The following is a 21,223-nucleotide window of genomic DNA, read 5'->3' as shown; positions in this document are numbered from 1 at the left end:
CGTATGAAAGGACCCTCCGTGGACTTCACCTTCCTCCTCCTGCTCTTCGCCCTCATGCTGCTGCCGATGCTCCTCATGGGCCGCGGCCAGAAGAAGCGCATGCAGGCGCACCAGGAGATGGTGCAGTCCGTCCAGGTCGGAGAAGAGGTCCGCACCACCTCCGGCTTCTACGGCCTCGTGGTCGAGAAGTACGACGACGTCGTCATCCTCGAAGCCGAGGACGGCTCCGAGCTGAAGTGGGCGCTTCAGTCCATCGCTGAGCGCATCACCCCGACCGATGCCGTCACGGCGGACACCGCGGAGACCCACGGCGAGTCCGGTTCTGCGACCGGCAGCGCCACGACTGCTGATGCCGATTCCGTGGACAGCGACAGCGCTGGTTCGTTCGGCCACCGTCCCGAGGACACCTCCGGCCCGTTCGGTGAGACCCGCCCCTCCGACCGCCGCGACGACACCCGCGGATCCTCCGCCCTCTGACCCCTCCGCAGCACCGCCCCTCATGACGGGGCGGTGCTTTCCCGTGAAAGAGCACTGATGCCAGTACGCCGCATTGCCCTGAGCGCCTTCGCCGTCCTCCTGATCCTGGTCTGCGGAGGGCTCGGCCTCGCCGTCGCCACCCAGGGCTGGCAGGCGCAGCCGAAGTACGCCCTCGACCTCGAAGGCGGCACCCAGGTGATCCTCAAGGCCCGATCCAACACGGGCGAGCCGATCTCCAGCGAGCAGATGAACCAGGCCCGCAACATCATCGCGCAGCGAGTCAACGCCATGGGCGTCGCGGAAACGGAGATCTCCGTCCAGGGCGGCACCAACATCATGGTGAGCGTCCCCGGCTCGATCGACCAGAAGACCTCCGACGCTCTGCGCCGCACCGCCACACTCGCCTTCAGGCCCGTGCTCATCCAGGGCGCGCCGAACGCCACCGCCTCCGACGGCGGCGGGTCCGACGGCACCTCGGAGATCGACCAGGCGAAGGCCCAGGCCGCATCCGACGGCGGCGGCGCCCAGGCGGCTCCGAAAGCGACCGGCTCCGATGCCGGCGGAGCCTCCGATGCCGGCGGCGGCGCATCGCCCACCGTGGTCAACGGCAAGCCGGCCTGGTCGCTGGAGCAGATCACTCCCGAGGTGGAGAAGCAGTGGACGAGCCTCGACTGCACCGACGCCGAGGTCCGCCGCAACCACGACGTCAACAGTGCCCCGAAGTCCGCCGTGGTGGCGTGCGCGCCCGACGGATCCGCCAAGTACATCCTGGGCCCTGAAACCGCCGACGGCACCTCCATCACCGACGCCAAGGCCGCGCCGCAGGAGAACTCGACCTACTACCAGGTCTCCATGAACTTCGACAAGGCCGGCGGCAAGGCATTCGGTGACATGACCACCGCCCTGTTCAACGGGGAGGGAGCCACCGGCCAGTTCGCCATCGTCCTGGACTCCCTGGTGATCTCCGCACCCCAGGTGCAGGCCCCCACGTACGGCGGCGCCTCCATCACCGGCAACTTCTCCGCCGACAGCGCCCAGGAGCTCGCCGATCAGCTGAAGTTCGGGGCGCTGCCGCTGGAGTTCACAGTCGAATCCGAGCAGGAGATCTCCGCCACGCTCGGCGGCGACCAGCTGCAGAAGGGCCTCATCGCCGGTCTCATCGGCCTGGTCCTCGTGGTGGTCTACGCGTTCTTCCAGTACCGCGTCCTCGCCATCGTCACCACGCTCAGTCTGCTCACCATGGGCATGCTCGCGTACGGGATCATCACGATCATGTCGAACTTGAGCGAGATCGGCTTCCGCCTCTCCCTCGCCGGTGTAGCCGGCCTGATCGTGTCCATCGCGTTCACCGCCGACTCGTTCATCGTCTACTTCGAACGCGTCCGCGACGAGATCCGCGAAGGCCGCGGCATCCGCGCCGCGGTCGACCACGGCTGGGACCGCGCCAAGCGGACCATCCTCGCCTCCGACGCGGTCAACCTCATCGCCGCGGTGGTGCTGTACCTCGTCAGTGCAGGATCGGTGCGCGGGTTCGCCTTCACCCTCGGACTCACCACTGTCCTCGACCTCGTCGTGGTGTTCCTCTTCACCCACCCCATCCTGCAGACCCTGGTGCGCACCAACTTCTTCGGCAAGGGCCACCCGATGAGCGGTCTGGATCCCGCGCAGCTGGGTCGGAACGTCCCCGCCTATGCCGGACGCGGCCGCTTCCGCAGCGCCGATGAGAGGAAGGGCCTGCGCTCCCGCCGCGGCGGAGACGATGCCCCCACTGAGACCCTGGCCGAGCGCAAGGCGCGCCTGGAGCGCGAGATGGAGGACGACGCATGAGCACGCTGAACCTGGCCGAATTCGGCAACGACCTCCACAGTGGGAAGCGCTCCTTCGGGATCGTCACCCACCGACGCACCTGGTACGCCATCGTCATCGGCGTCCTTCTGATCCTCGGCATCATCGCCGGGGTGCGGGGATTCAACTGGGGCATCGACTTCACCGGCGGCAGCGAATTCCAGGTGCCGGGCGTCAGCGTCACTGACACCGACACCGCCCGCACCGTGGTCCGCGAGCACGTCCCGGACAACGAACCCACCGTGACCGCCCTCGGCTCCGACACTCTGCGGATCCAGACCCAGCAGCTGGACTCCGACGCCACGAAGGCCCTGGCCGCCGACCTCGCCTCCGCCTACAGCGTGGACCCGTCGGCCGTCTCCACCTCCTTCATCGGCCCCAACTGGGGCCAGGGCGTCACCGACAAGGCGATCCGCGGAGTCCTCGTCTTCCTCGCGCTCGTCGGCGTGGTGATGGCGCTGTACTTCCGCAACTGGAAGGCGTCCGCCGCAGCGCTGCTGGCCCTGCTGAGCGATCTGATCTTCAGCGTGGTCGCCTACGGCGCCATCGGCTTCGAGATCACCCCCGCCACGATCATCGGGTTCCTCACCGTGCTCGGCTACTCCCTGTACGACACGGTCGTGGTGTTCGACAAGGTCCGTGAGAACACCGCTCACCTGCCCAGGGAGAACAGGACGTTCGAACAGCTGGTGAACCTCGCCGCCAACCAGACCCTGGTGAGGTCCATCAACACCTCCGTCGTTGCGCTGCTGCCGGTCGGCGCGATCCTCGTGATCGGCGCATTCCTGCTCGGTGCAGGTACGCTGAAGGACATCTCGCTGGTCCTGTTCATCGGCATCATCAGCGGAACGTTCTCCTCGATCTTCCTCGCCCCGGGGCTGCTCGTGGATCTGCGCAGCCGTGAACGCGGCATCCGGGAGCACAGTGCACGCGTGGCGTCCGCGCCCGGCCAGGAAGGAGTCGCCGCATGAGCGACACGACCATCGACAGCCTCTACGACAGCCACATTGCGCTGTACCCCGACTTCCCGCAGGACGGGGTCCTGTTCCGCGACATCACCCCGCTGCTGCGCGACCCCGTCGCGTTCCGCCAGGTGATGGACCACTGGTGCTCCAAGATCCCGTCGGACATCGACCTCATCATCGGCACCGAGGCGCGCGGCTTCGTGTTCGGTGCCCCCATGGCGTACGCCCTCGGCATCGGATTCGTGCCGGTCCGCAAGGCCGGCAAGCTGCCCGGCGACCCCCGCTCGCTCACCTACGACCTCGAATACGGGACCGCCACGGTCGAGATCGCTGAGCACGCCATCGGCGACGGCCACCGCGTCATGGTGGTCGACGACCTCCTCGCCACGGGCGGTACTGCCCGCGCCACCGTGGACCTCGCCCGCCAGTACGGGGCCGACGTGGCCGGTGCCAGCTTCCTCATCGAACTCGAGGGTCTGGGCGGACGGAACGTCCTGGACGACGTCCCCGTCACCACCGTGTGGAGCGTCCCTAACTGACGACCGGACCGGACCAGGGTTGACGGTTCGGTCACAAGCGCGGCGAGTGGCTGGCCGAGGCGCGCCGGACCGCTAGGATCAGGGCACAGGTCAGAAGGAGGTCGCGCTATGGCTGAGAGCACCCACCCCGATGGGCCGAGCACGCCCAGGCGGTCCCTCACGAGCCTCTTCGGCGGGAAGAAGACCCCGGACGACCCCCTGCTCGAACCGCTGATCCGGGCGATCCGCGGCCACCAGCCCAAAACCGACCTCACCCTCATCCGGCGCGCTTTCCAGGTCGCCGAGAAGGCGCACCGCGGCCAGATGCGGCGCAGCGGCGACCCGTACATCACCCACCCCGTCGCCGTCGCCACCTTCCTCGCCGAAATGGGCAGCCCGTCCGAGGTGCTTGCGGCAGCGCTCCTGCACGACACCGTGGAGGACACCGACTACTCCCTCGACGAGCTGAGGACCGACTTCGGCGAGACCATCGCCGTCATGGTGGACGGCGTCACCAAGCTCGACAAGGTCCAGTACGGCGAAGCGGCGCAGGCGGAGACGGTCCGCAAGATGATCATCGCGATGAGCCGCGATGTCCGCGTGCTGCTCATCAAACTCGCCGACCGCGTGCACAACGCCCGCACCTGGAAGTACGTGTCCGGGTCGTCCGCGGAGCGCAAGGCGAAGGAGACCCTCGAGATCTACGCGCCGCTGGCGCACCGCCTCGGCCTCAACACCATCAAGTGGGAACTGGAGGACCTCTCCTTCCAGGTGCTCTACCCGAAGGTGTACGACGAGATCGTCGCCCTGGTCGCCCGCCACGCCCCGGCCCGCGAGAAGTACCTCGGGCAGGTCACCGCCATCATCGAGGACGACCTCTCCCAGGCGAAGATCGGCGCGTCCGTCACGGGCCGTCCGAAGCACTACTACTCGATCTACCAGAAGATGATCGTGCGCGGCCGCGACTTCGCCGACATCTACGATCTGGTGGGCGTACGCGTCCTCGTGGATTCCGTGCGCGACTGCTACGGGGTCCTCGGCATCCTGCATTCGCGGTGGAACCCGATCCCGGGCCGATTCAAGGACTACATCGCGCTGCCGAAGTTCAATCTCTACCAGTCTCTGCACACCACCGTCATCGGCCCCACCGGCAAACCCGTCGAGATCCAGATCCGCACCTGGGACATGCACCGACGCGCTGAGTACGGTGTGGCCGCGCACTGGAAGTACAAGGCGCAGATGCGCAACGAGCCGCAGGACGGACGCTCCGGCAGCACCCTGGACATCCAGGGCGGGGAGATGAACTGGCTGCGCCAGCTCCTCGAATGGCAGAAGGACACCACCGACTCCGGTGAGTTCCTCGATTCCCTGCGGTACGAGATGAACACCCAGGAGGTGTACGTCTTCACCCCGCGCGGCGACGTCATCTCCCTCCCGCAGGGTGCCACCCCCGTGGACTTCGCGTACAGCATCCACACGGAGGTCGGGCACCGCACCATCAGCGCCCGAGTCAACGGAAAGCTCGTGTCTTTGAAGGCGGAGCTGGCCACCGGCGACGTGGTCGAAGTGTTCACCTCCAAGGCGGAGGGCGCAGGGCCCAGCCGCGACTGGCTCGCCTTTGTGAAGTCGCCGCGTGCGCGCAACAAGATCAAGCAGTGGTTCTCCAAGGAGCGCCGCGAAGAGTCACTGGACCGCGGCAAGGACGAACTGGCCAAGGAGCTGCGCAAGCAGAACCTGCCGCTGCGGCGCATGCTCACCCATGAGCTGCTGTCGCAGGTGGCGCTGGACCTCAACTACGACAGCGTGGACGCGCTCTACACCGCTATCGGTGAGAACCATGTGAGCGCAGGCGCTGTCACGGGTCGCCTCGTCCACGCCCTCGGAGGGGTCGACGGCTCCGAGGAGGACCAGGCGGAGGCGGTGCTGCCGTCGAAGGTGACTTCACGGCGACGCAGCGATGCCGCCCAGGCCGACCAGGGCGTGGTGGTCGACGGAGAATCGGATCTGTGGGTGAAGCTCGCGAAGTGCTGCGCGCCCGTGCCGGGCGACCCGATCGTCGGGTTCGTGACCCGCGGCGCCGGTGTGAGCGTGCACCACGCGGCCTGCACGAACGCGATCGACATGAACAAGCAGAATCCGGAGCGGTTCCTCAAGGTGTCATGGTCCGGCAGTGCCCGCTCCCAGTACCTGGTCCACATCAAGGTGGAGGCACTGGACCGCTCCCGCCTGCTGACCGATCTCGCGAACGTCATCAGCGACCAGCAGGCGAACATGCTGTCCGCCTCCTGCAACAGCCATCCGGACCGTCTGGCCATTGCCCACTTCTCGGTGGAGCTGGTGGACCCCGGTCACCTCAGCTTCCTGCTGGCGCAGGTGCGCCGTGTCGAGGGTGTGCTGGATGCGTATCGCGTCTCGAGCGACGGTCAGCCGATCCTCGACGCGACGGGTGCCCGCTCCCACTGACGGTCCCGTCGGCCGTTCAGAGACGCTCCAGCGCATCCAGGGAGCGCCGTGAGTTCCTGCCCGGCCCGATCTCGTGGATGCGTTCGCGCACGTCGGTCCTCTGCGTCCACCCGCGTTCCAGCAGCGTTCGCAGCGCAGCGATCACACCGGGGTCGTCGGGCCCGGTGCGCAGCAGGTCAGCGGCCACGCGGCTCGGCGACATGACAGGGCAGCCCCCGATCGTGAGGATATCGGCGGGGGAGAGGGAGAACTGGTGGAGCGTCACCCCACCACGGGTGCGGGCCCGGTGCGGCACCGCCACGGCGGGACGCTCGGGCGGCGCGCCGCCGAGGTACACCCAGGCGGCGCTCCAGTTGGCCAGCACCCACGGCCGGCGCAGGTCCGCGCCGATGCCCATCGCTGCGAGAACGGCGCGCTCCGGCAGTGACACGTCGACGTGGGCCGGCAGCAGCAGGTCTGCACCGATGCGGTGCACGGGGACGTCGAAGCCGATCAGCTGGGTGCGGACATCACCGGCGTCCAGCAGCAGATGTCGGCTGATCGTTCGTCCGAGCTCGTACGCGTGCGGAGACCACACGGTCAGCGGTTCGGCACAGGCAGAAAGATCTCCCCTCATGCCCGTCAGTATCGTCCGGTTCGGACGGCGGGGCAGGAGGGGAGATCCTTTTGTGGACAGTCAGGCGTCCATAGGGACTCGCTGAGTGCCGGTGGTCAGTTCAGCTGCTGTGCGGAGCGTTCGATGACAGCGAGCCATTCGCGACGGGCGTCGAGAGCGGCCTGCGCCTTCTCGATGTGCTTCGCATCGCCGGACGCCTTCGCCTTCTCCAGGTCCTCCTCGTAGGAGGCGATGGCGCTGTGGAGCTGGCTGGAGGCGCCTTCGACGCGTGCGCGGGTGCGCGGGTCGGTGCGGCGCCACTCGGCGTCCTCCGCCTTCTTCAGGGCATCGCGGACAGCGCGGATGCGGTCCTCGACGCGGCGCATCGCGTTGCGGGGGACACGGCCGGCGGCGTCGAAGCGCTCTTCGATGCCGCGCATCTTCTCCTTCGCGGCGTCGAGGTCGGTGATCGGCAGCAGTGCCTCCGCCTCGTCGAGGATCGCCTCCTTGACCTTGAGGTTCTCCTTCTGCTCGCCCTCGATCCTCTTGCGGTCGGCATTGCGGCGTTCGAAGAACGCATCCTGGGCGGCCTTGAACTTCGCCCACTGGGCGTCGTCCTTCTTGCGGTTGCCGCGCGGGGCGGCGCGCCACTCGTCCATCAGCTCGCGGTAGGCGCGGGCGGTGTTGCCGAAGTCCTCGGAGTCCTTCATCGCCTCGGCGCGGTCGATCAGGGCGGCCTTCACCTTCTCGGCTTCGGCGTGGTCGGCATCGAGCTGGCTGAAGTGGGCGCGGCGCTTGCGGTCGAACTCGCTGCGGGCGGCGGACAGGCGCTTCCACAGTCCGTCCTCAACGGAGCGGTCGATGGCGACATCGCCCTTCTGCATCGTCTTCCATTCGCCGACCATGCCGCGCATGGTGGCGGCGGCCTTCTTCCACGAGATGCGGTGGGAATCGGTGGCCACGAGCTCCTCGATGGACTCGACGAAGCGGGTGCGCTTCGCCGTGGCCTCATCGCGAGCCGCCTGGCGCTTCTTCTCCAGCTCCCCGATCTGCTCCTTCGCCTTCTCGCGCAGGTCGTGGGCGCGCTGGCGCAGCGCCGGGATGTCGCCGACGGTCTTCGGCTCCTTCATGTTCTTGCGCATCTGCTCGAGGATGCGGTTGAGATCGGCCTGCGTGTTGCCGTCCACCCCGAGCTTCTGCTCGACGATGTCGAGGAACGCCGCGAGGTCGAGGTAGGCGTGGGCGAACGGAGTGAGGGCCTCGTCGACGTCGGTGCCCGGTTCGACGGCGCCGATCTCACGCACCTGGGTGCCGTCCTGCACGGTGACGACGCCGTCCTCGCGGACCGTGCCGAAGGTCTTCGCTTCGGCGACCTTCGCGTCGTCGTACTCGGCGGCCACGGGGATCACCGGCACCAGGGGAGTGGACCGCTTGGCCACAGCGGCCGGGTTGGGGGCGGGCGACGACGTGGTCGCCGAGGTGAGCGCAGACGGCGCCGGCGTGGTGGGTGCCGACGGGGTCGGGGCATCGTCGCCGGCCGACGGGACCGCGCCGGTCTGCGCCGCCTCCTGGGCAGTCTTCGCGGACTGGTCGACGGGCTGGTCCGCGGGCGTCACCGCACCGGCGGTCTGCTCAGCTGCGGCGGTCTCGGGGGCGGCCTCGGCGGCGGTGGGCTCGCCGGAGTTCTGCTGGGTCTCGGCGGTGCGGTCGTCGCTCACGTCGATGCTCCTTCGTACGGTGCTGCGCCCGACTGGGGGCGCGGACAGGGGCACTCGGCGGTGCCCGGGGCATGGATCCGCAGCGCGCAGTCAGCCGCCGCGGGGACGATCCCCGCACCGTGATCGCACGCGCGGGCGCGAGTGGGCCGGGACCTGCGAAAACCCTACCCCGTCGGGCTGAAGTGCGGGCAATCGTCGCGGAATCGGCCCGGGGACCGGCCTGTGCCACGATGGAGTCATGAGCAGTCCTCTCGCCGTCCGCTTCGTCGTCTCCCCGTTCCTGCAGGCCACCTGCTGCGTCCTCCACGAGGATCAGCAGGGCGGAGCCGCCCTCATCATCGACCCGGGGTTCGACGTCGCGCCGACCGTGCAGGCGTACCTGGACGCGGGGGAGCTGGAACCCGTCGGTCTCGCGGTCACCCACGGCCACCTCGACCACGTGGCCGACGCGGCCCGCCTCGCCGCCGACTGGGACGTCCCCGTGCACGTGGGCCGGGGCGACTCCTACCGGCTGGACTGCCCGATCGATCAGCTGCCGGAGGCCTTCACCGGCGCCATCCGGCCGGTCTGGGAGCAGCTCGGCTGGCAGCGGCCCGCGCAGGTCCGCGAACTCGCCGAGGAGGACACGATCCAGCTCGGCGCGCACCGCCTCACCACCACGACCCTGCCCGGGCACACGGAGGGATCCACGATCATCTGCGCCGACACTCCGGTGCGGGCCGTACCCGCCGGCGGCATCACCGACGGCCTGGCCGAGCTCCACGAGCACGGCATCGCCTTCACCGGCGACATCCTGTTCCGAGGCTCCATCGGCCGCACGGATCTGCCCGGCGGCAGCAGTGACGACATGCTCGCGTCCCTGCGCCGGCTGCGGGCCCTCGCTGAGCAGCGGCGTGCGATGACGATCGTGCCGGGACACGGACCGGCCTCTGCATTCGGACGCGAACTGACCGATAATAGGTTCCTGAGCCTCTAGCCGCACGGCTGGGCGCCCCACCCGGACCACCCCAAGGAGCACACCCGCATGGCGAAGATCACGCCGCTGTCAGGATTCCCCGAATGGCTGCCCGCCGACAGGCTCGTGGAGCAGCACGTCATCGACGTGTTCCGCGAGGTGGCCGAACTGCACGGCTTCGCCAACATCGAGACCCGCGCGGTGGAGCCGATGAACCAGCTCCTGCGCAAGGGCGAGATCGACAAGGAGGTGTACGTCGTCTCCCGCCTGCACGCGGAGGACGGTGAGGACGCCCCCGCTCCCGACGGGGAGGACCGCCGCCTCGGCCTCCACTTCGACCTGACGGTGCCGCTGGCCCGCTACGTGCTGGAGAACCAGGGCAGGCTGGAGTTTCCGTTCCGCCGCTACCAGGTGCAGAAGGTGTGGCGCGGCGAGCGCCCCCAGGACGGCCGCTTCCGCGAGTTCTACCAGGCCGATCTCGACATCATCGGCCAGAACGCGCTGCCCGCCCACATGGACGCCGATGTGGCGATCGTGATGGCGGACATCCTCCGCCGCCTCCCCCTGCCCGGCGGTTTCCGCATGGCCGTCAACAACCGCAAGCTCTCCGAAGCTGTGTTCACCGCGCTCGGCCTCACCGACACCCCTGCGGTTCTGCGCGAACTGGACAAGATCGCGAAGATCGGCCCCGAAGAGGTGCGCCGTCAGCTGATGGAGAAGGCCGGCGCCACGGGGGAGCAGGCCGACGGGTGCCTCGCCTTCGCCCAGATCCGCGCCGGCGCCGACGACCTCGCCGACAGGATTGCTGCTCTCGGACTCAGCAGCGACGACATCGACGCCGCGGTCGAGGAGCTCGCCTACGTGATCCGCACGGTCGATGCGTCGGCTCCGGGCGTGTGCGAAGCGGACCTGTCGATCGCCCGCGGACTCGACTACTACACCGGCACCGTCGTGGAGACGTTCGTGGAGGACCATGAGGACCTCGGCTCCATCTGCTCCGGCGGCCGCTACGACACCCTCGCCGCCGATCGCCGCTTCACCTACCCGGGTGTGGGCCTGTCGATCGGCCTGTCGCGCCTGGTGTCGCGCCTGGTGACCCGCCAGGCGGCGGTGCCGACCCGCTCCGTGCCGACTGCGGTCCTCGTCATCGTGGCGAGCGAGCAGGAGCGTCTGCGCAGCACCGAGATCGCGCGCGAACTGCGCGAACGAGGCATCGCCGCGGAGGTGTCGCCGACGTCCGCGAAGTTCGGCAAGCAGATCCGCTACGCCGACCGGCGCGGCATCCCGTTCGTCTGGTTCCCGTCGGAGGACGGCGGCACCACCGGCGACGTCAAGGACATCCGCAGCGGTGAGCAGGTGCAGGCCGATGCCCGCACCTGGGAGATCCCCGCTGAGGACGCGCGAGTGCGCATCACCACCGCCGAGTGACCGCGCTCACGCACACGGAATAGCACCACACCGAAAGGGGTTGGAACCAGCATGGCTACTCTTGAGATGACCACCGAGAACCACGACGACATCGTCAAGGACGGCATCGTCCTCATCGACTTCTGGGCGGAATGGTGCGGCCCCTGCCGCCAGTTCGGCCCTGTGTTCGAGGCCGCGGCCGAGAAGCACACCGACATCACCTTCGCGAAGGTCGACACCGAGGCGCAGCAGCAGCTCGCCATGCAGTACGGCGTCACCTCCATCCCGACCCTGGTCGCCTACCGCGACGGCATCCCCGTATTCGGTCAGCCCGGCGCACTGCGCGAGAACGACCTGAACAGCCTCATCGAACAGGTCAAGGGCCTGGACATGGATGAGGTGCGCACGGCCTACGAGGAGCAGAAGGCGAAGCAGCAGGGCTGATCCGCTGCACCTGAATCACCGCACCGGGCGGGTCCACGACGATCATCGTGGGCCCGCCCGTTCGTCATGCCGGCGAGGCTCCGCCGGAGAGGATCCGCACCGCGTCGAGATCGGCGGGCGCCCAGGCCAGGTGTGGGAGGTCCGACGGGTGCACCCACTGCATCGCATCATGGTCCGTGGATGATGTCGGCGCATCCCCGGTCAGGGCGCAGGTGTAGACCCGCAGTTCGACGGCGCGGCGCCGGCCGGGCGTCACCGTGGCCGAGACACGGTCGCCGACGGTGATGGAGCAGCCGAGCTCCTCGCGGATCTCGCGGATCAGCGCGGCCGCGTCCGTTTCGCCGGGGTCGACCTTCCCACCGGGGAACTCCCACAGTCCGGCGTTCGCGGTGCCGGGGGCTTTGCGGGCGCACAGGAAAGCTCCGTTGTGCTGAATGGCGGCAGCGACGACGATGAGGGCGGTGGGGAGGTGACGGCTCGGCATGCTGCCGATCGTAGCTGACCGGTTTATGCAAGCTGGGACTGTCGAAAACAGGGTGCTCGCGTAGGGTGGGGCGCATGATGACTCCGAGCCCCCGCCCCGCGAAGAAACCGCGCCCGCAGGCCGTCCTCACCGTCCGCTCCGTCACGCCGCTCACCCCGCGACTGACCCGCGTCGTCGTGGGCGGTGACCAGATCGAACGCCTGAACCCGAATCAGCACGCGGACCGGTACGTGAAGCTCCTGCTGCCGCAGCCCGGCAGCGGCCTCACCCCGCCGTACGACATGGACGCGATCCGTGAGCAGACCCCTGAGCTGCTGCCGTCCCGGCGCACCTACACGGTGCGCCGCTGGGACCACGACGCCCAGGAGCTGTGGCTGGACGTGGTGATCCACGCCGAGCCCGGCCGCACCGGCATCGCCTCCGAATGGGCCCGCACCGCGACGCCCGGTGACCAGATCGCCATGAACGGAGCCGGCGGCGGCTACACGCCGCGGACCGATGCACGCCAGCATCTGCTGATCGGTGATCACGCCGCCGTGCCCGCCATCGGCAGCGCCCTGGACGCCATGCCGGCCGACGCAGTCGGGCAGGTGCTCATCCACCTCGAGCATGCCGAGGACCAGCTCGACCTCGACGCTCCCGACGGGATGCGGATCCAGTGGATCATCGGGGACCGTGAGGAGCTCGTTCAGGCGGTCGAATCGCTGGAGCTGCCCCAGGAGCTCATCGCCGAGCGGGGTCTGCAGGTGTTCTGCCACCTGGAGCGCGGCGCCACGAAGCGCCTGCGCAGGTCCCTCATCAATGAGCGCGGCCTCGACCGCGAGGACGTGTCCATCTCCGCGTACTGGGCGCTCGGGCGGGTCGAGGACCAGTTCCAGGCGGAGAAGAGAGAAGCCGTTGGGCAGATCTTCTGAGACCGTCGGTCCCGTCGGCGCAGGCCCCGACCTCGTAGTGGGGGCCGACGGGTGCGCCCGACCGCCCTGGGCGACGGCCAACGAGATGCTGCGCGCCTACTACGACACCGAATGGGGCATGCCGGTGCGCACCGAACAGGGAGTGTTCGAGCGCCTCAGCCTCGAAGGGTTCCAAGCGGGGCTCAGCTGGGCGACGATCCTCACCAAGCGCGCCGCGTTCCGCCGCGCCTTCCACGACTTCGATGTCGACCGCGTCGCCCAGATGGGGGAGGAGGACATCCAGCGCCTGCTCAGCGACGCCGCAATCATCCGGCACCGCGGCAAGATCGCCGCGACGGTGACGAACGCGCGGATCGCCCAGCGCATGCGCACAGAAGGAACCGACATCGCCGAGCACATCTGGTCGTTCCAGCCGGCGCTCACCTACGCACCGCGCACCCTCGCTGAGATCCCCACGCAGGATGAGACGTCACGGGCGCTGTCCCGCGACCTGAAGGGACGGGGGTTCCGGTTCGTCGGCCCCACCACCATGTTCGCGCTGATGGAAGCGATCGGACTGGTCGACACCCACCTCGTCGGCTCGCACCGACGCGGCGCGTCGGGGCTCTTCGGGGCCGACGGATCTCGCCGCTGAGCCGGCGCCGCTGCTGACGAACGAACCGCCCGAGCCCGGAGCTGCCGGGCGGGGCTCGGTCAGCGCTGCGGCAGCTCCCGTCGGACAGCCTCGGTAGCGGAGGACAGATCCACCTCCACGACGCCGTCGCGGACGCGGGAGTCGTACACGGACAGGCGGAAGTTCGGCGAGGTGTAGCACTCGCCGGTCTCCAGATCGTAGGACTCCTTGTAGAGCGGGCTCGCGATCGTGGGTCGGCGCTCACCGCCCACCTCGTGGTCGCCGACGATGCCGCGCGACATCACGCCCTGGTGCGTGCGCGGATCGATGTTCGAGGTGATGTGCACCTGGCCGTCCCAGGCGAGGAACACGGCGAGCTGTTCGGTGCCGAACAGCGCTGCCTCGCCCCAGTTCTTCTCCAACTGGTCAATCCGGCACACCTCGCGCCACTGATCGTCGGTCATGGAACACTCCTTCAGCTCAGGTGCTGTCTCCACCATTGTCGTGCCCGGGCGGCTGGGACGCGGGGACACTGGTCCTCCCACCCGTCGAATGGACCCGAACAGGACGCTCGTCCTGGTGACCCGCAGATCTTCAGGGTAGCGTCGGCGACGAACAGACCTCTGGGAAAGGGCCAGTTGATGACCACTGACACTCTCGCGCACAGCACGAACGAACCGGCGGTCGAGCACGTCGTCGTGGTGGGCGGCGGACCCGCCGCACACCGCTTCACCGAGACGATGCGCCGCCGCGACACCGAGGACCGCTTCAAGGTCACCGTCATCTCCGAAGAGGCCCTGGCGCCCTACGACCGCGTCAACCTCGCCAAGCGCTGGGACCGCTCCTACGACCTCACCCTCGGCGACCCCACCCTGTGGGAGGACGAGCACGTCGGCCTCGTCCTCGGCGACCGCGTCAACTCCATCGACACCGAGCTGCGGCAGGTACGGACCCGCTCCGGCACCATCTACGGCTACGACCACCTCGTCATGGCCACCGGCTCCAATGCCTTCACCCCGCCGATCTCCGGCTGGGACACCAAGGGCGTGTTCGTGTACCGCACCGTCGACGACGTCGACCAGATGGCGGACTGCGTGCAGGGCATGCAGTCCGACGAGAACCGCACCGGCTCCGCCGTCGTCCTCGGCGGCGGCCTTCTCGGTCTCGAAGCAGCCGGTGGTCTCGCCGCCGAAGGGTACGACGTCCACCTCGTCGAACTCGCCGACTGGCTGATGCCCGCTCAGCTCGACGAAGGCGGCGGCCGACTGCTCAACCGCCTCATCGAACAGCGCGGCATCACCCTCCACATGGGCGTCTCCCTCGACTCCATCGAGAAGCGGATCTCCTCGCGGAAGCCGTCGGCCTCCGAAGCCGACGCGCTGGCGAGCGCCGCCTCCAACGTGCGCGCCGTTCGACTCTCCGACGGCTCCGAGATCCCTGCGGATCTGGTCTGCCTCGCCGTCGGCATCCGCCCCCGCGATGAGCTCGCGAAGGTCGGCGGCTTCGAGATCGGGCCGCGCGGCGGCATCATGGTCGGGCAGGACTGCGCCACCTCCATCGACCGGGTGTGGGCGATCGGTGAAGTGGCCGCTGTGGAGGGCCGCTGCTACGGCCTGGTCGCCCCCGCCAACACGATGGCGGAAGTGGTCGTCGACCGCCTCCTCGGCGGAAAGGCCGTGTTCGGCGAACCCGACTCCTCCACCAAGCTGAAGCTCTCCGGCATCGACGTCGCCAGCTTCGGCGATGCCAAGAGCACCCAGAAGAACACCTTGGACGTCGTCTTCGCCGACCCCACGCAGGGGATCTACCAGAAGCTCATCCTGTCCTCCGATGTCCGGGTCCTGCTCGGTGGCATCCTCGTCGGCAACGCAGAGAACTACTCGACCCTGCGCGCCTACATCGGCCGCGAGCTGCCGGGGGACCCGTCGGCCTACCTCGCCGCCGGCGGCGGTGAGCTGCCCGACACCGGCGACATCCCCGATGAGGTCGTGGTCTGCTCGTGCAACAACGTCACCTCCGGTACCATCAAGTGCGCCGTCAACGGCGAGGGGGACTTCGAGACCCCCGCCCGCGACATCGCCACCCTGAAGGCCTGCACGAACGCCGGCACCCAGTGCGGCTCCTGCGTGCCGCTCATGCAGAAGATCCTCGCCGCGCAGCTCGCGAAGGCCGGCATCGCCGTGTCCACCGCGCTGTGCGAGCACTTCGACTACTCGCGCTCCGAGCTGTACGCGAAGATCCGGGAGAATGACCTCAGCACGTTCGACGAGGTCATCGCGGAATACGGGACCGGTCACGGCTGTGACGTCTGCAAGCCGACCGTCGCCTCCATCCTCGCCTCCCAGCGGGACCGCTACATCCTCGACCGAGGGCTCGGCGAGCTGCAGGACACCAACGACCGATTCATCGGCAATATGCAGAAGGACGGCACCTACTCCGTGGTGCCGCGCGTGCCCGGCGGTGAGATCACCCCGGAGCGTCTGCGCGTCATCGCTGAAGTCGCCGCCGACTTCAACCTGTACACGAAGATCACCGGCGCGCAGCGCATCGGCCTGTTCGGCGCCCGCCTCGAACAGCTGCCCCATATCTGGCAGCGGCTCGTGGACGCCGGGATGGAGTCCGGCCAGGCGTACGGCAAGTCCCTGCGCACGGTGAAGAGCTGCGTGGGCTCCACCTGGTGCCGCTTCGGCCAGCAGGACTCCGTGTCCATGGCGATCCTCTTGGAGGAGCGCTACAAGGGCCTGCGCTCCCCGCACAAGTTCAAGCTCGGAGTGTCCGGCTGCGCCCGCGAATGTGCGGAGGCCCGTGGGAAGGACATCGGCGTGATCGCGACCGATAAGGGCTGGAACCTGTACGTCGGCGGCAACGGCGGCTTCTCGCCCCGCCACGCCGAACTGCTCGCCTCCGACGTCGACGACGACACCCTCGTCTCCCTCGTGGACCGCTTCCTCGGCTACTACATCCGCTCCGCGGAGAAGCTGCAGCGCACCGCTGCGTGGATCGACTCGATGGACGGCGGCATCGACCACGTCCACGCCGTCGTCGTCGAGGACTCGCTCGGCATCGCCGACGAACTGGAGAAGGAGATGCAGGAGTTCGTGGACGGCCACGAGGACGAATGGGTCGCGACCCTGAAGGACCCCCAGAAGCTCGCCCGCTTCCGCTCCTTCATCAACGCCCCCGAGGCCGCCGACCCGCTGTTCGCCCGCGTGCCCGAACGCGACCAGAACCGCCCCGCCACCCTGGAGGAGCGCGAATCGGTCCTCATCTCCGGCCCCGAGATCGCGTTCCGCGGACCGCGCGGCGAAGCCATCGGCTCCGGGCGCACAGTGTGAGGCCCACCGCGTTCCACCTCGAGCGCAGCTGGCAGGGGCGGACCGTCGATCAGGAGACGGCGGGCCGCCCCCTCAGCTGGCAGGCCGCGCAGGCGTTCGCCGCTGAGGGCGCCCACGTCATCCTCGACACGGATGAGCCCCAGCGGCGCGCGCAGCGCTTCGACGCCCTCGCCCGTGAACAGGGGCTGCAGGACACCGTGCTGCAGTGGGCGGCGCGCGATTTCGGCACCATCACCGTCCGCGTAGAAGCGCCGCGCAGCGGCGAACCGACGGGGGAGGGCCCGACGCCCTCCGTACCAGGCAGTGTCGCGCTCATCGGCAGCGGGCCCGGCGATCCGGAGCTGCTCACTCTGGCCGCCATGCGCGCCATCGCGGAGGCCGACGTCATCTTCGCCGACCGTCTCGGTGCCGCCGGCGACTGCCTCCGGCTCGCCCCCGGGTCCCTCATCGTGGATGTGGGGAAGAAGCCCGGGCACCATTCGATGATCCAGGAGCTCATCAACGAGCAGATGACGGTCTTCGCCCGTGCCGGCGCCCGTGTGGTCCGGCTGAAGGGCGGCGATCCGTTCATCTTCGGCCGCGGATCCGAGGAATGGCAGCACCTCGCAGAGAACGGCATCCGCGTGGACGTGGTCCCCGGCATCACCAGCGCCCTGGCGGTGCCCGCGAGGGCCGGCATCCCCGCCACCCACCGCGGCATCACCCGCGCGGTGACGATCATCTCCGGCCACGAAGCGATCGACGGCGCAGAAGCCGCAGCGCTCGTGCAGCTGGGCGGCTCCGTCATGATCCTCATGGGCATGGGCACCCTGCCGCTCACCCAGCGCGCCCTGCTGGAGGCCGGACTGGATCCTGCCACGCCCGCATCCGTCATCCACCGCGGATTCCATGGTGATGAGGAGCGCTGCCACAGCACCCTCGCCGCTGTTGCGCAGGACGCCGCCGACGCCGGCCTGACGAGCCCGTCGATCATCGTGATCGGTGAGGTGGCGGGACTGCACACCACCACCGCGGACATCACCGACGGCCTCTGAGAGAAGGAGACGGCATGCCCACCGACCACGCCCAGCAGACACCGCCTGCCGCCGCCGGCGACGCGGGATCGGCGGACCCGTCGGCCGCACCGGGACCCACGACCGCACAGGGTACGCAGCAGCCGCTGGCGGGCCTGCGGATCGCGGTGACGGCGAGCCGACGCGCCGATGACCAGGCCGATGCTCTGCGCCGACGCGGCGCCGACGTCCTGCTCGCCCCCACCATGAGGATCGTGCCGACGGGCGCCGACGCCCAGCTGCTCACCGACACGCGCCGCCTGCTGGACGTGCGTCCCGCACTGTTCTTCGTCACCACGGCACAGGGCTTCACCGCATGGCTCGACGCCCTCAGCAGCGCCGACCCCGATCTCGCGCAGGCCGCCATGGCCTACCTCGCCGACACGCGCATCATCTGCCGCGGTGCGAAGGCCCGCGGAGCTGTCCGGGGCCGCGGCCTGCCCGACGCACCGGCCGCACCGTTGGAGACGTCCGCATCGATGGTCGACGTCGCCCTCGCCGAAGGCGTCCCCGCGGGCCCCGTCGGCCTGCAGCGCCACGGCTACATCCACCCCGATGTCCTCACCCGGCTCGCCGATGAGGGGGAGGGGCACGACCTCGTGGTGGTGGCGCCCTACCGGTGGGAGCCGCCTGAGGACCTCGACTCCGTTGATGACCTCGTCAGCGCCATCTGCCAGCGGAGCATCGACGCGGTGACGTTCACGGCCGCGCCGTCCGTGGATGCCCTCTTCGCCCGAGCCGACGAACTCGGCCGCCGCGACGACGTCGTCGATGCGCTGCGCAGCGATGTGCAGGCCGTCGCCGTCGGCCCCGTCACCGCGGAGCCCCTCGAAGCCGAAGGGATCACCCCGATCGCGCCTCAGCGTCAGCGCATGGGTGCGATGATCCAGCTCATGGCCGAGCAGCTGCCCGAACGGGTCAGTCGGCGCTGAGGGCGGCAGCGCAGTCCAGATAGCGCTGCGCCACCAGGGGCCCGAGCGCCGCACCCAGATGCGGCGCGGTGCTCCACCCAGTTGCGGCGGCAGCCGCCGACGTGCGCTCCAACAGCAGACCGGGCGCCGTGAACAGCGGCAGCAGCAGGCCCGGCTCGTCCGCGGTGATCATGTCCGCCGCTCGCGGAGCACAGGTCGCGAACCCCGCCCGCACCCGTCGGCCCAGGGCAGCGCCCAGCCGGTCCGCGAGGTCCGCCACCGCGGCGTTCGCCTGCTCGTGTGAGGATCCCACCGCCAGCAGCACAACAGGGGAGTCCTCGCGACCCGGTGAGGTGTGGGCCCGTGCCTGGTCCGCGAGGACCGCGAGCACATCGTCACCGGTGCCGATGATGCCGGCGCGGTGGATCGGCAGACCCGTCGCCGCCTGCGCCTCATTCAGTGCTGCCGGAACATCGGAGGTGGCGTGGAACGCCTCCGTGAACAGCAGCGGCACCGCGATCGCTCCCGGGCACTGGTTCGCCGCCAGCTCCGCGGCACGCGCCTGCACGGACGGCTCCGCGAGGTCCAGGTACGCGTCAGCGAAGGGGGCGCCGGCGATGCGGGCCGCGGAGCGGGCGATGTCCTGGGTGGCGGTGACAGCGGAGTCCAGGCGGGATCCGTGCGCGATCGCCAGCAACAGGGGCTCGCTCATGCGTCGCTCACGCCGAGCCGCTCCAGCTCCTCATCCACGATCGACGGGTCCAGCTTCTGGAAGATCGGCTTCGGCTTCGCAACCGGGGCGCCGACGGTGACCGGGCGGTGGCCCCAAGCGGGCACGTCCGAATAGTCGCCGGTGATGATCGGATAGCCGGGACCGCCGTCGAGGTCGTCCACATCCTCCATGCGCGGCATCGGCGCGACCACGCGGTCCCCGCCGAGGGCCTTCTCCACCTCGTTGGAGGAGTGCGGCAGGAACGGCGAGATCATCGTGTTCAGGTCCGTGACGGCCTGGGCGAGCGTGTGCAGCACGGTCAGCAGGCGCGGCCGCTGCTCCTCCGCCTTCATCTTGAAGGGCTCGGTCGCGGAGACGTACCCGTTCGCTTCGCCGACCAGACGCATGATCTCGTTGATGGCAGAGCGCTGATGGTGGTGCGCGATCAGATCGCCGACGGTGTCGAATCCGTTGCGGATCTTCGCCAGCAGGTCGAGGTCGATCTGCTCCATCTCGCCGGCGGCGGGGATCTCGCCGACGTTCTTCGCGATCATCGCTGCGGTGCGGTTCACCAGGTTGCCCCAGCCGGCGACCAGTTCGTTGTTGGTGCGGGAGACGAACTCGCTCCAGGTGAAGTCCGCGTCGTTGTTCTCCGGACCCGCCGCCGAAATGAAGTACCGCAGCGCATCCGGCTGGTAGCGGGAGAGGATGTCCCGCACGTAGATGACCACGCCCTTGGACGAGGAGAACTTCTTGCCCTCCATGGTGAGGAACTCACTGGAGACCACCTCGGTGGGGAGGTTCAGCTCCCCGTACACACCGGGGGAGCCGCCCTTGGCGCCCTCGCCGTTGTGGGCGATGAGCTCCGCCGGCCAGATCTGGGAATGGAAGACGATGTTGTCCTTGCCCATGAAGTAGTAGGACAGGGCCTCGGGATCGTTCCACCACTTCCTCCACGCGTCCGAATCGCCGCCGCGACGGGCCCATTCGATGGAAGCGGAGAGGTAGCCGATGACCGCATCGAACCAGACGTACAGGCGCTTGGTGGGCTGGTCCTCCCAACCCGGCACCGGGATGCCCCAGTCGATGTCGCGCGTGATGGCGCGCGGGCGGATCTCCTTCAGGAAGTTCTGGCTGAAGCGGATCACGTTCGGCCGCCACAGGCCGGTCCTCTCCCGCTGGTCCAGCCAGCGTCCCAGCTCCTCCGCCAGCGACGGCAGGTCCAGGAACCAGTGCTGGGTTTCGATGAACTGCGGGGTCTCGCCGTTGATCCGCGAATGCGGGTTGATGAGGTCGGTGGGGTCGAGCTGATTGCCGCAGGCGTCGCACTGGTCGCCCCGGGCGCCGTCGGTCCCGCAGATCGGGCAGGTGCCCTCGATGTAGCGGTCGGGGAGGGTGCGGCCGGTTGAGGGGGAGATGGCGCCGTGCGTGGTCTGCTCGATCATGTAGCCGTTGTCCCGCACAGCGCGGAACATCTCCTGCACCACGGAGTAGTGGTTGACCGTGGTGGTGCGGGTGAACAGATCGTAGGACAGGCCCAGCTGCACCAGGTCCTCCACGATGACCCGGTTGTTGCGGTCGGCGAGCTCCCGAGCGCTCACGCCCTCAGAATCGGCGGCGACGAGGATGGGCGTGCCGTGCTCGTCCGTTCCGGAGACCATCAGCACGTCATGACCCGCCATGCGCATGTAGCGCGAGAACACATCGGATGGGACTCCGAAGCCGGCGACATGACCGATATGGCGGGGGCCGTTCGCATACGGCCAGGCGACTGCTGAAAGAACTCTGCTCATAGGCCCAGTCTACGAGGCGTCC

At 69.0% G+C, this 21,223-nt stretch carries 19 protein-coding genes; 13 read left to right on the top strand and 6 right to left on the bottom strand.

All coding sequences use genetic code 11. The features are described from left to right. Window positions 1-18: 18 nt before the first annotated feature. The 5 genes from yajC (at window position 19) to MHY20_RS03130 (ending at window position 6,268) form a co-directional block, all read left to right on the top strand. Window positions 19-477: a preprotein translocase subunit YajC gene (gene yajC, locus MHY20_RS03150; RefSeq protein WP_183374740.1), complete on the top strand. Its 459-nt coding sequence runs from the start codon at window positions 19-21 to the stop codon at window positions 475-477. A gap of 57 nt (window positions 478-534) precedes the next feature. Then, window positions 535-2,304 carry a protein translocase subunit SecD gene (secD, locus tag MHY20_RS03145; RefSeq protein ID WP_239374678.1) on the top strand — a complete coding sequence of 590 codons (1,770 nt, stop codon included), beginning with the start codon at window positions 535-537 and terminating at the stop codon, window positions 2,302-2,304. After that, window positions 2,301-3,293 carry a protein translocase subunit SecF gene (gene secF / locus MHY20_RS03140; protein ID WP_239374676.1) on the top strand — a complete coding sequence of 331 codons (993 nt, stop codon included), beginning with the start codon at window positions 2,301-2,303 and terminating at the stop codon, window positions 3,291-3,293. The genes secD and secF overlap by 4 nt, the downstream gene beginning before the upstream one ends. Beyond that, window positions 3,290-3,826: an adenine phosphoribosyltransferase gene (locus MHY20_RS03135; RefSeq protein ID WP_239374674.1), complete on the top strand. Its 537-nt coding sequence runs from the start codon at window positions 3,290-3,292 to the stop codon at window positions 3,824-3,826. Before secF ends, MHY20_RS03135 begins: the two co-directional genes overlap by 4 nt. A 108-nt stretch (window positions 3,827-3,934) precedes the next feature. Further along, the gene (locus MHY20_RS03130) at window positions 3,935-6,268 is read left to right on the top strand and encodes a bifunctional (p)ppGpp synthetase/guanosine-3',5'-bis(diphosphate) 3'-pyrophosphohydrolase (RefSeq protein WP_239374672.1); all 2,334 of its coding nucleotides are present in this window, start codon (window positions 3,935-3,937) and stop codon (window positions 6,266-6,268) included. 16 nt (window positions 6,269-6,284) lie between these two features. Here the strand turns inward: MHY20_RS03130 and MHY20_RS03125 are convergent, their stop codons facing one another. Then, window positions 6,285-6,884 carry a hypothetical protein gene (locus MHY20_RS03125; protein WP_239374669.1) on the bottom strand — a complete coding sequence of 200 codons (600 nt, stop codon included), beginning with the start codon at window positions 6,882-6,884 and terminating at the stop codon, window positions 6,285-6,287. A gap of 95 nt (window positions 6,885-6,979) precedes the next feature. Beyond that, window positions 6,980-8,581, bottom strand: a complete 1,602-nt coding sequence (locus MHY20_RS11715; protein WP_239374666.1) for a DUF349 domain-containing protein — start codon at window positions 8,579-8,581, stop codon at window positions 6,980-6,982. Between the two features lie 238 nt (window positions 8,582-8,819). Here MHY20_RS11715 and MHY20_RS03115 point away from each other — a divergent pair, with 238 nt between their 5' ends. From MHY20_RS03115 to trxA, 3 genes are read left to right on the top strand one after another with little or no spacing between them, the layout of a single operon-like run. Continuing rightward, a complete protein-coding gene (locus tag MHY20_RS03115; RefSeq protein ID WP_239374663.1) occupies window positions 8,820-9,557 on the top strand; it encodes an MBL fold metallo-hydrolase in 738 nt (245 codons plus the stop codon). A gap of 48 nt (window positions 9,558-9,605) precedes the next feature. After that, complete coding sequence (hisS, locus tag MHY20_RS03110; protein WP_239374660.1) at window positions 9,606-10,964, top strand: histidine--tRNA ligase; 1,359 nt, start codon at window positions 9,606-9,608, stop codon at window positions 10,962-10,964. A 51-nt stretch (window positions 10,965-11,015) separates the two neighbouring features. After that, a complete protein-coding gene (gene trxA, locus MHY20_RS03105) occupies window positions 11,016-11,387 on the top strand; it encodes a thioredoxin (RefSeq protein ID WP_183374724.1) in 372 nt (123 codons plus the stop codon). 64 nt (window positions 11,388-11,451) lie between these two features. On the opposite strand, the gene MHY20_RS03100 is transcribed toward trxA, so the two are convergent. Further along, window positions 11,452-11,871, bottom strand: a complete 420-nt coding sequence (locus MHY20_RS03100; protein WP_239374657.1) for a (deoxy)nucleoside triphosphate pyrophosphohydrolase — start codon at window positions 11,869-11,871, stop codon at window positions 11,452-11,454. 74 nt (window positions 11,872-11,945) lie between these two features. Here MHY20_RS03100 and MHY20_RS03095 point away from each other — a divergent pair, with 74 nt between their 5' ends. Together MHY20_RS03095 and MHY20_RS03090 are read left to right on the top strand one after the other, a co-directional pair. Next, a complete protein-coding gene (locus MHY20_RS03095; protein WP_239374654.1) occupies window positions 11,946-12,785 on the top strand; it encodes a siderophore-interacting protein in 840 nt (279 codons plus the stop codon). After that, window positions 12,769-13,419, top strand: coding sequence for a DNA-3-methyladenine glycosylase I (locus MHY20_RS03090; protein ID WP_275436460.1), 651 nt, complete (start codon window positions 12,769-12,771; stop codon window positions 13,417-13,419). The genes MHY20_RS03095 and MHY20_RS03090 overlap by 17 nt, the downstream gene beginning before the upstream one ends. Before the next feature lie 59 nt (window positions 13,420-13,478). Here MHY20_RS03090 and nirD read toward each other — a convergent pair whose 3' ends face one another. Next, entirely contained in the window at window positions 13,479-13,862 is a 384-nt protein-coding gene (gene nirD / locus MHY20_RS03085; RefSeq protein WP_239374651.1) for a nitrite reductase small subunit NirD, read from the bottom strand. A 177-nt stretch (window positions 13,863-14,039) separates the two neighbouring features. On the opposite strand from nirD, the gene nirB reads away from it, so the two are divergent. Genes nirB through MHY20_RS03070 form a run of 3 tightly spaced genes read left to right on the top strand, consistent with a single transcriptional unit; the run spans window position 14,040 to window position 18,717 of the window. Beyond that, window positions 14,040-16,733, top strand: a complete 2,694-nt coding sequence (gene nirB, locus MHY20_RS03080; RefSeq protein WP_239374649.1) for a nitrite reductase large subunit NirB — start codon at window positions 14,040-14,042, stop codon at window positions 16,731-16,733. Next, the gene (gene cobA / locus MHY20_RS03075) at window positions 16,730-17,767 is read left to right on the top strand and encodes a uroporphyrinogen-III C-methyltransferase (protein WP_239374646.1); all 1,038 of its coding nucleotides are present in this window, start codon (window positions 16,730-16,732) and stop codon (window positions 17,765-17,767) included. The genes nirB and cobA overlap by 4 nt, the downstream gene beginning before the upstream one ends. 14 nt (window positions 17,768-17,781) lie before the next feature. Continuing rightward, window positions 17,782-18,717: a uroporphyrinogen-III synthase gene (locus MHY20_RS03070; RefSeq protein WP_239374643.1), complete on the top strand. Its 936-nt coding sequence runs from the start codon at window positions 17,782-17,784 to the stop codon at window positions 18,715-18,717. Here MHY20_RS03070 and MHY20_RS03065 read toward each other — a convergent pair. Together MHY20_RS03065 and metG are read right to left on the bottom strand one after the other, a co-directional pair. After that, entirely contained in the window at window positions 18,704-19,408 is a 705-nt protein-coding gene (locus tag MHY20_RS03065; RefSeq protein WP_239374641.1) for a CbiX/SirB N-terminal domain-containing protein, read from the bottom strand. The two genes, MHY20_RS03070 and MHY20_RS03065, sit on opposite strands and share 14 nt — an antisense overlap. Beyond that, the gene (metG, locus tag MHY20_RS03060; RefSeq protein WP_239374639.1) at window positions 19,405-21,201 is read right to left on the bottom strand and encodes a methionine--tRNA ligase; all 1,797 of its coding nucleotides are present in this window, start codon (window positions 21,199-21,201) and stop codon (window positions 19,405-19,407) included. Before metG ends, MHY20_RS03065 begins: the two co-directional genes overlap by 4 nt. Between the last annotated feature and the right edge of the window lie 22 nt (window positions 21,202-21,223).

It is taken from the genome of Helcobacillus sp. ACRRO, assembly GCF_022347125.1.
Taxonomy (GTDB): Bacteria; Actinomycetota; Actinomycetes; order Actinomycetales; family Dermabacteraceae; genus Helcobacillus; species Helcobacillus massiliensis.
The sequence above is the reverse complement of the archived record's forward strand: the minus strand, read 5'-3'. Positions and strand labels throughout refer to the sequence as shown.

Bases quoted from the DNA above. Each gene is read 5' to 3' on its own strand.
- secD (WP_239374678.1), top strand. From the start codon at position 535: ATGCCAGTACGCCGCATTGCCCTGAGCGCCTTCGCCGTCCTCCTGATC.
- secF (WP_239374676.1), top strand. From the start codon at position 2,301: ATGAGCACGCTGAACCTGGCCGAATTCGGCAACGACCTCCACAGTGGG.
- MHY20_RS03135 (WP_239374674.1), top strand. From the start codon at position 3,290: ATGAGCGACACGACCATCGACAGCCTCTACGACAGCCACATTGCGCTG.
- MHY20_RS03130 (WP_239374672.1), top strand. From the start codon at position 3,935: ATGGCTGAGAGCACCCACCCCGATGGGCCGAGCACGCCCAGGCGGTCC.
- MHY20_RS03125 (WP_239374669.1), bottom strand. From the start codon at position 6,884: ATGAGGGGAGATCTTTCTGCCTGTGCCGAACCGCTGACCGTGTGGTCT.
- MHY20_RS03115 (WP_239374663.1), top strand. From the start codon at position 8,820: ATGAGCAGTCCTCTCGCCGTCCGCTTCGTCGTCTCCCCGTTCCTGCAG.
- hisS (WP_239374660.1), top strand. From the start codon at position 9,606: ATGGCGAAGATCACGCCGCTGTCAGGATTCCCCGAATGGCTGCCCGCC.
- trxA (WP_183374724.1), top strand. From the start codon at position 11,016: ATGGCTACTCTTGAGATGACCACCGAGAACCACGACGACATCGTCAAG.
- MHY20_RS03100 (WP_239374657.1), bottom strand. From the start codon at position 11,871: ATGCCGAGCCGTCACCTCCCCACCGCCCTCATCGTCGTCGCTGCCGCC.
- MHY20_RS03095 (WP_239374654.1), top strand. From the start codon at position 11,946: ATGATGACTCCGAGCCCCCGCCCCGCGAAGAAACCGCGCCCGCAGGCC.
- nirD (WP_239374651.1), bottom strand. From the start codon at position 13,862: ATGACCGACGATCAGTGGCGCGAGGTGTGCCGGATTGACCAGTTGGAG.
- nirB (WP_239374649.1), top strand. From the start codon at position 14,040: ATGACCACTGACACTCTCGCGCACAGCACGAACGAACCGGCGGTCGAG.
- MHY20_RS03070 (WP_239374643.1), top strand. From the start codon at position 17,782: ATGCCCACCGACCACGCCCAGCAGACACCGCCTGCCGCCGCCGGCGAC.
- MHY20_RS03065 (WP_239374641.1), bottom strand. From the start codon at position 19,408: ATGAGCGAGCCCCTGTTGCTGGCGATCGCGCACGGATCCCGCCTGGAC.
- metG (WP_239374639.1), bottom strand. From the start codon at position 21,201: ATGAGCAGAGTTCTTTCAGCAGTCGCCTGGCCGTATGCGAACGGCCCC.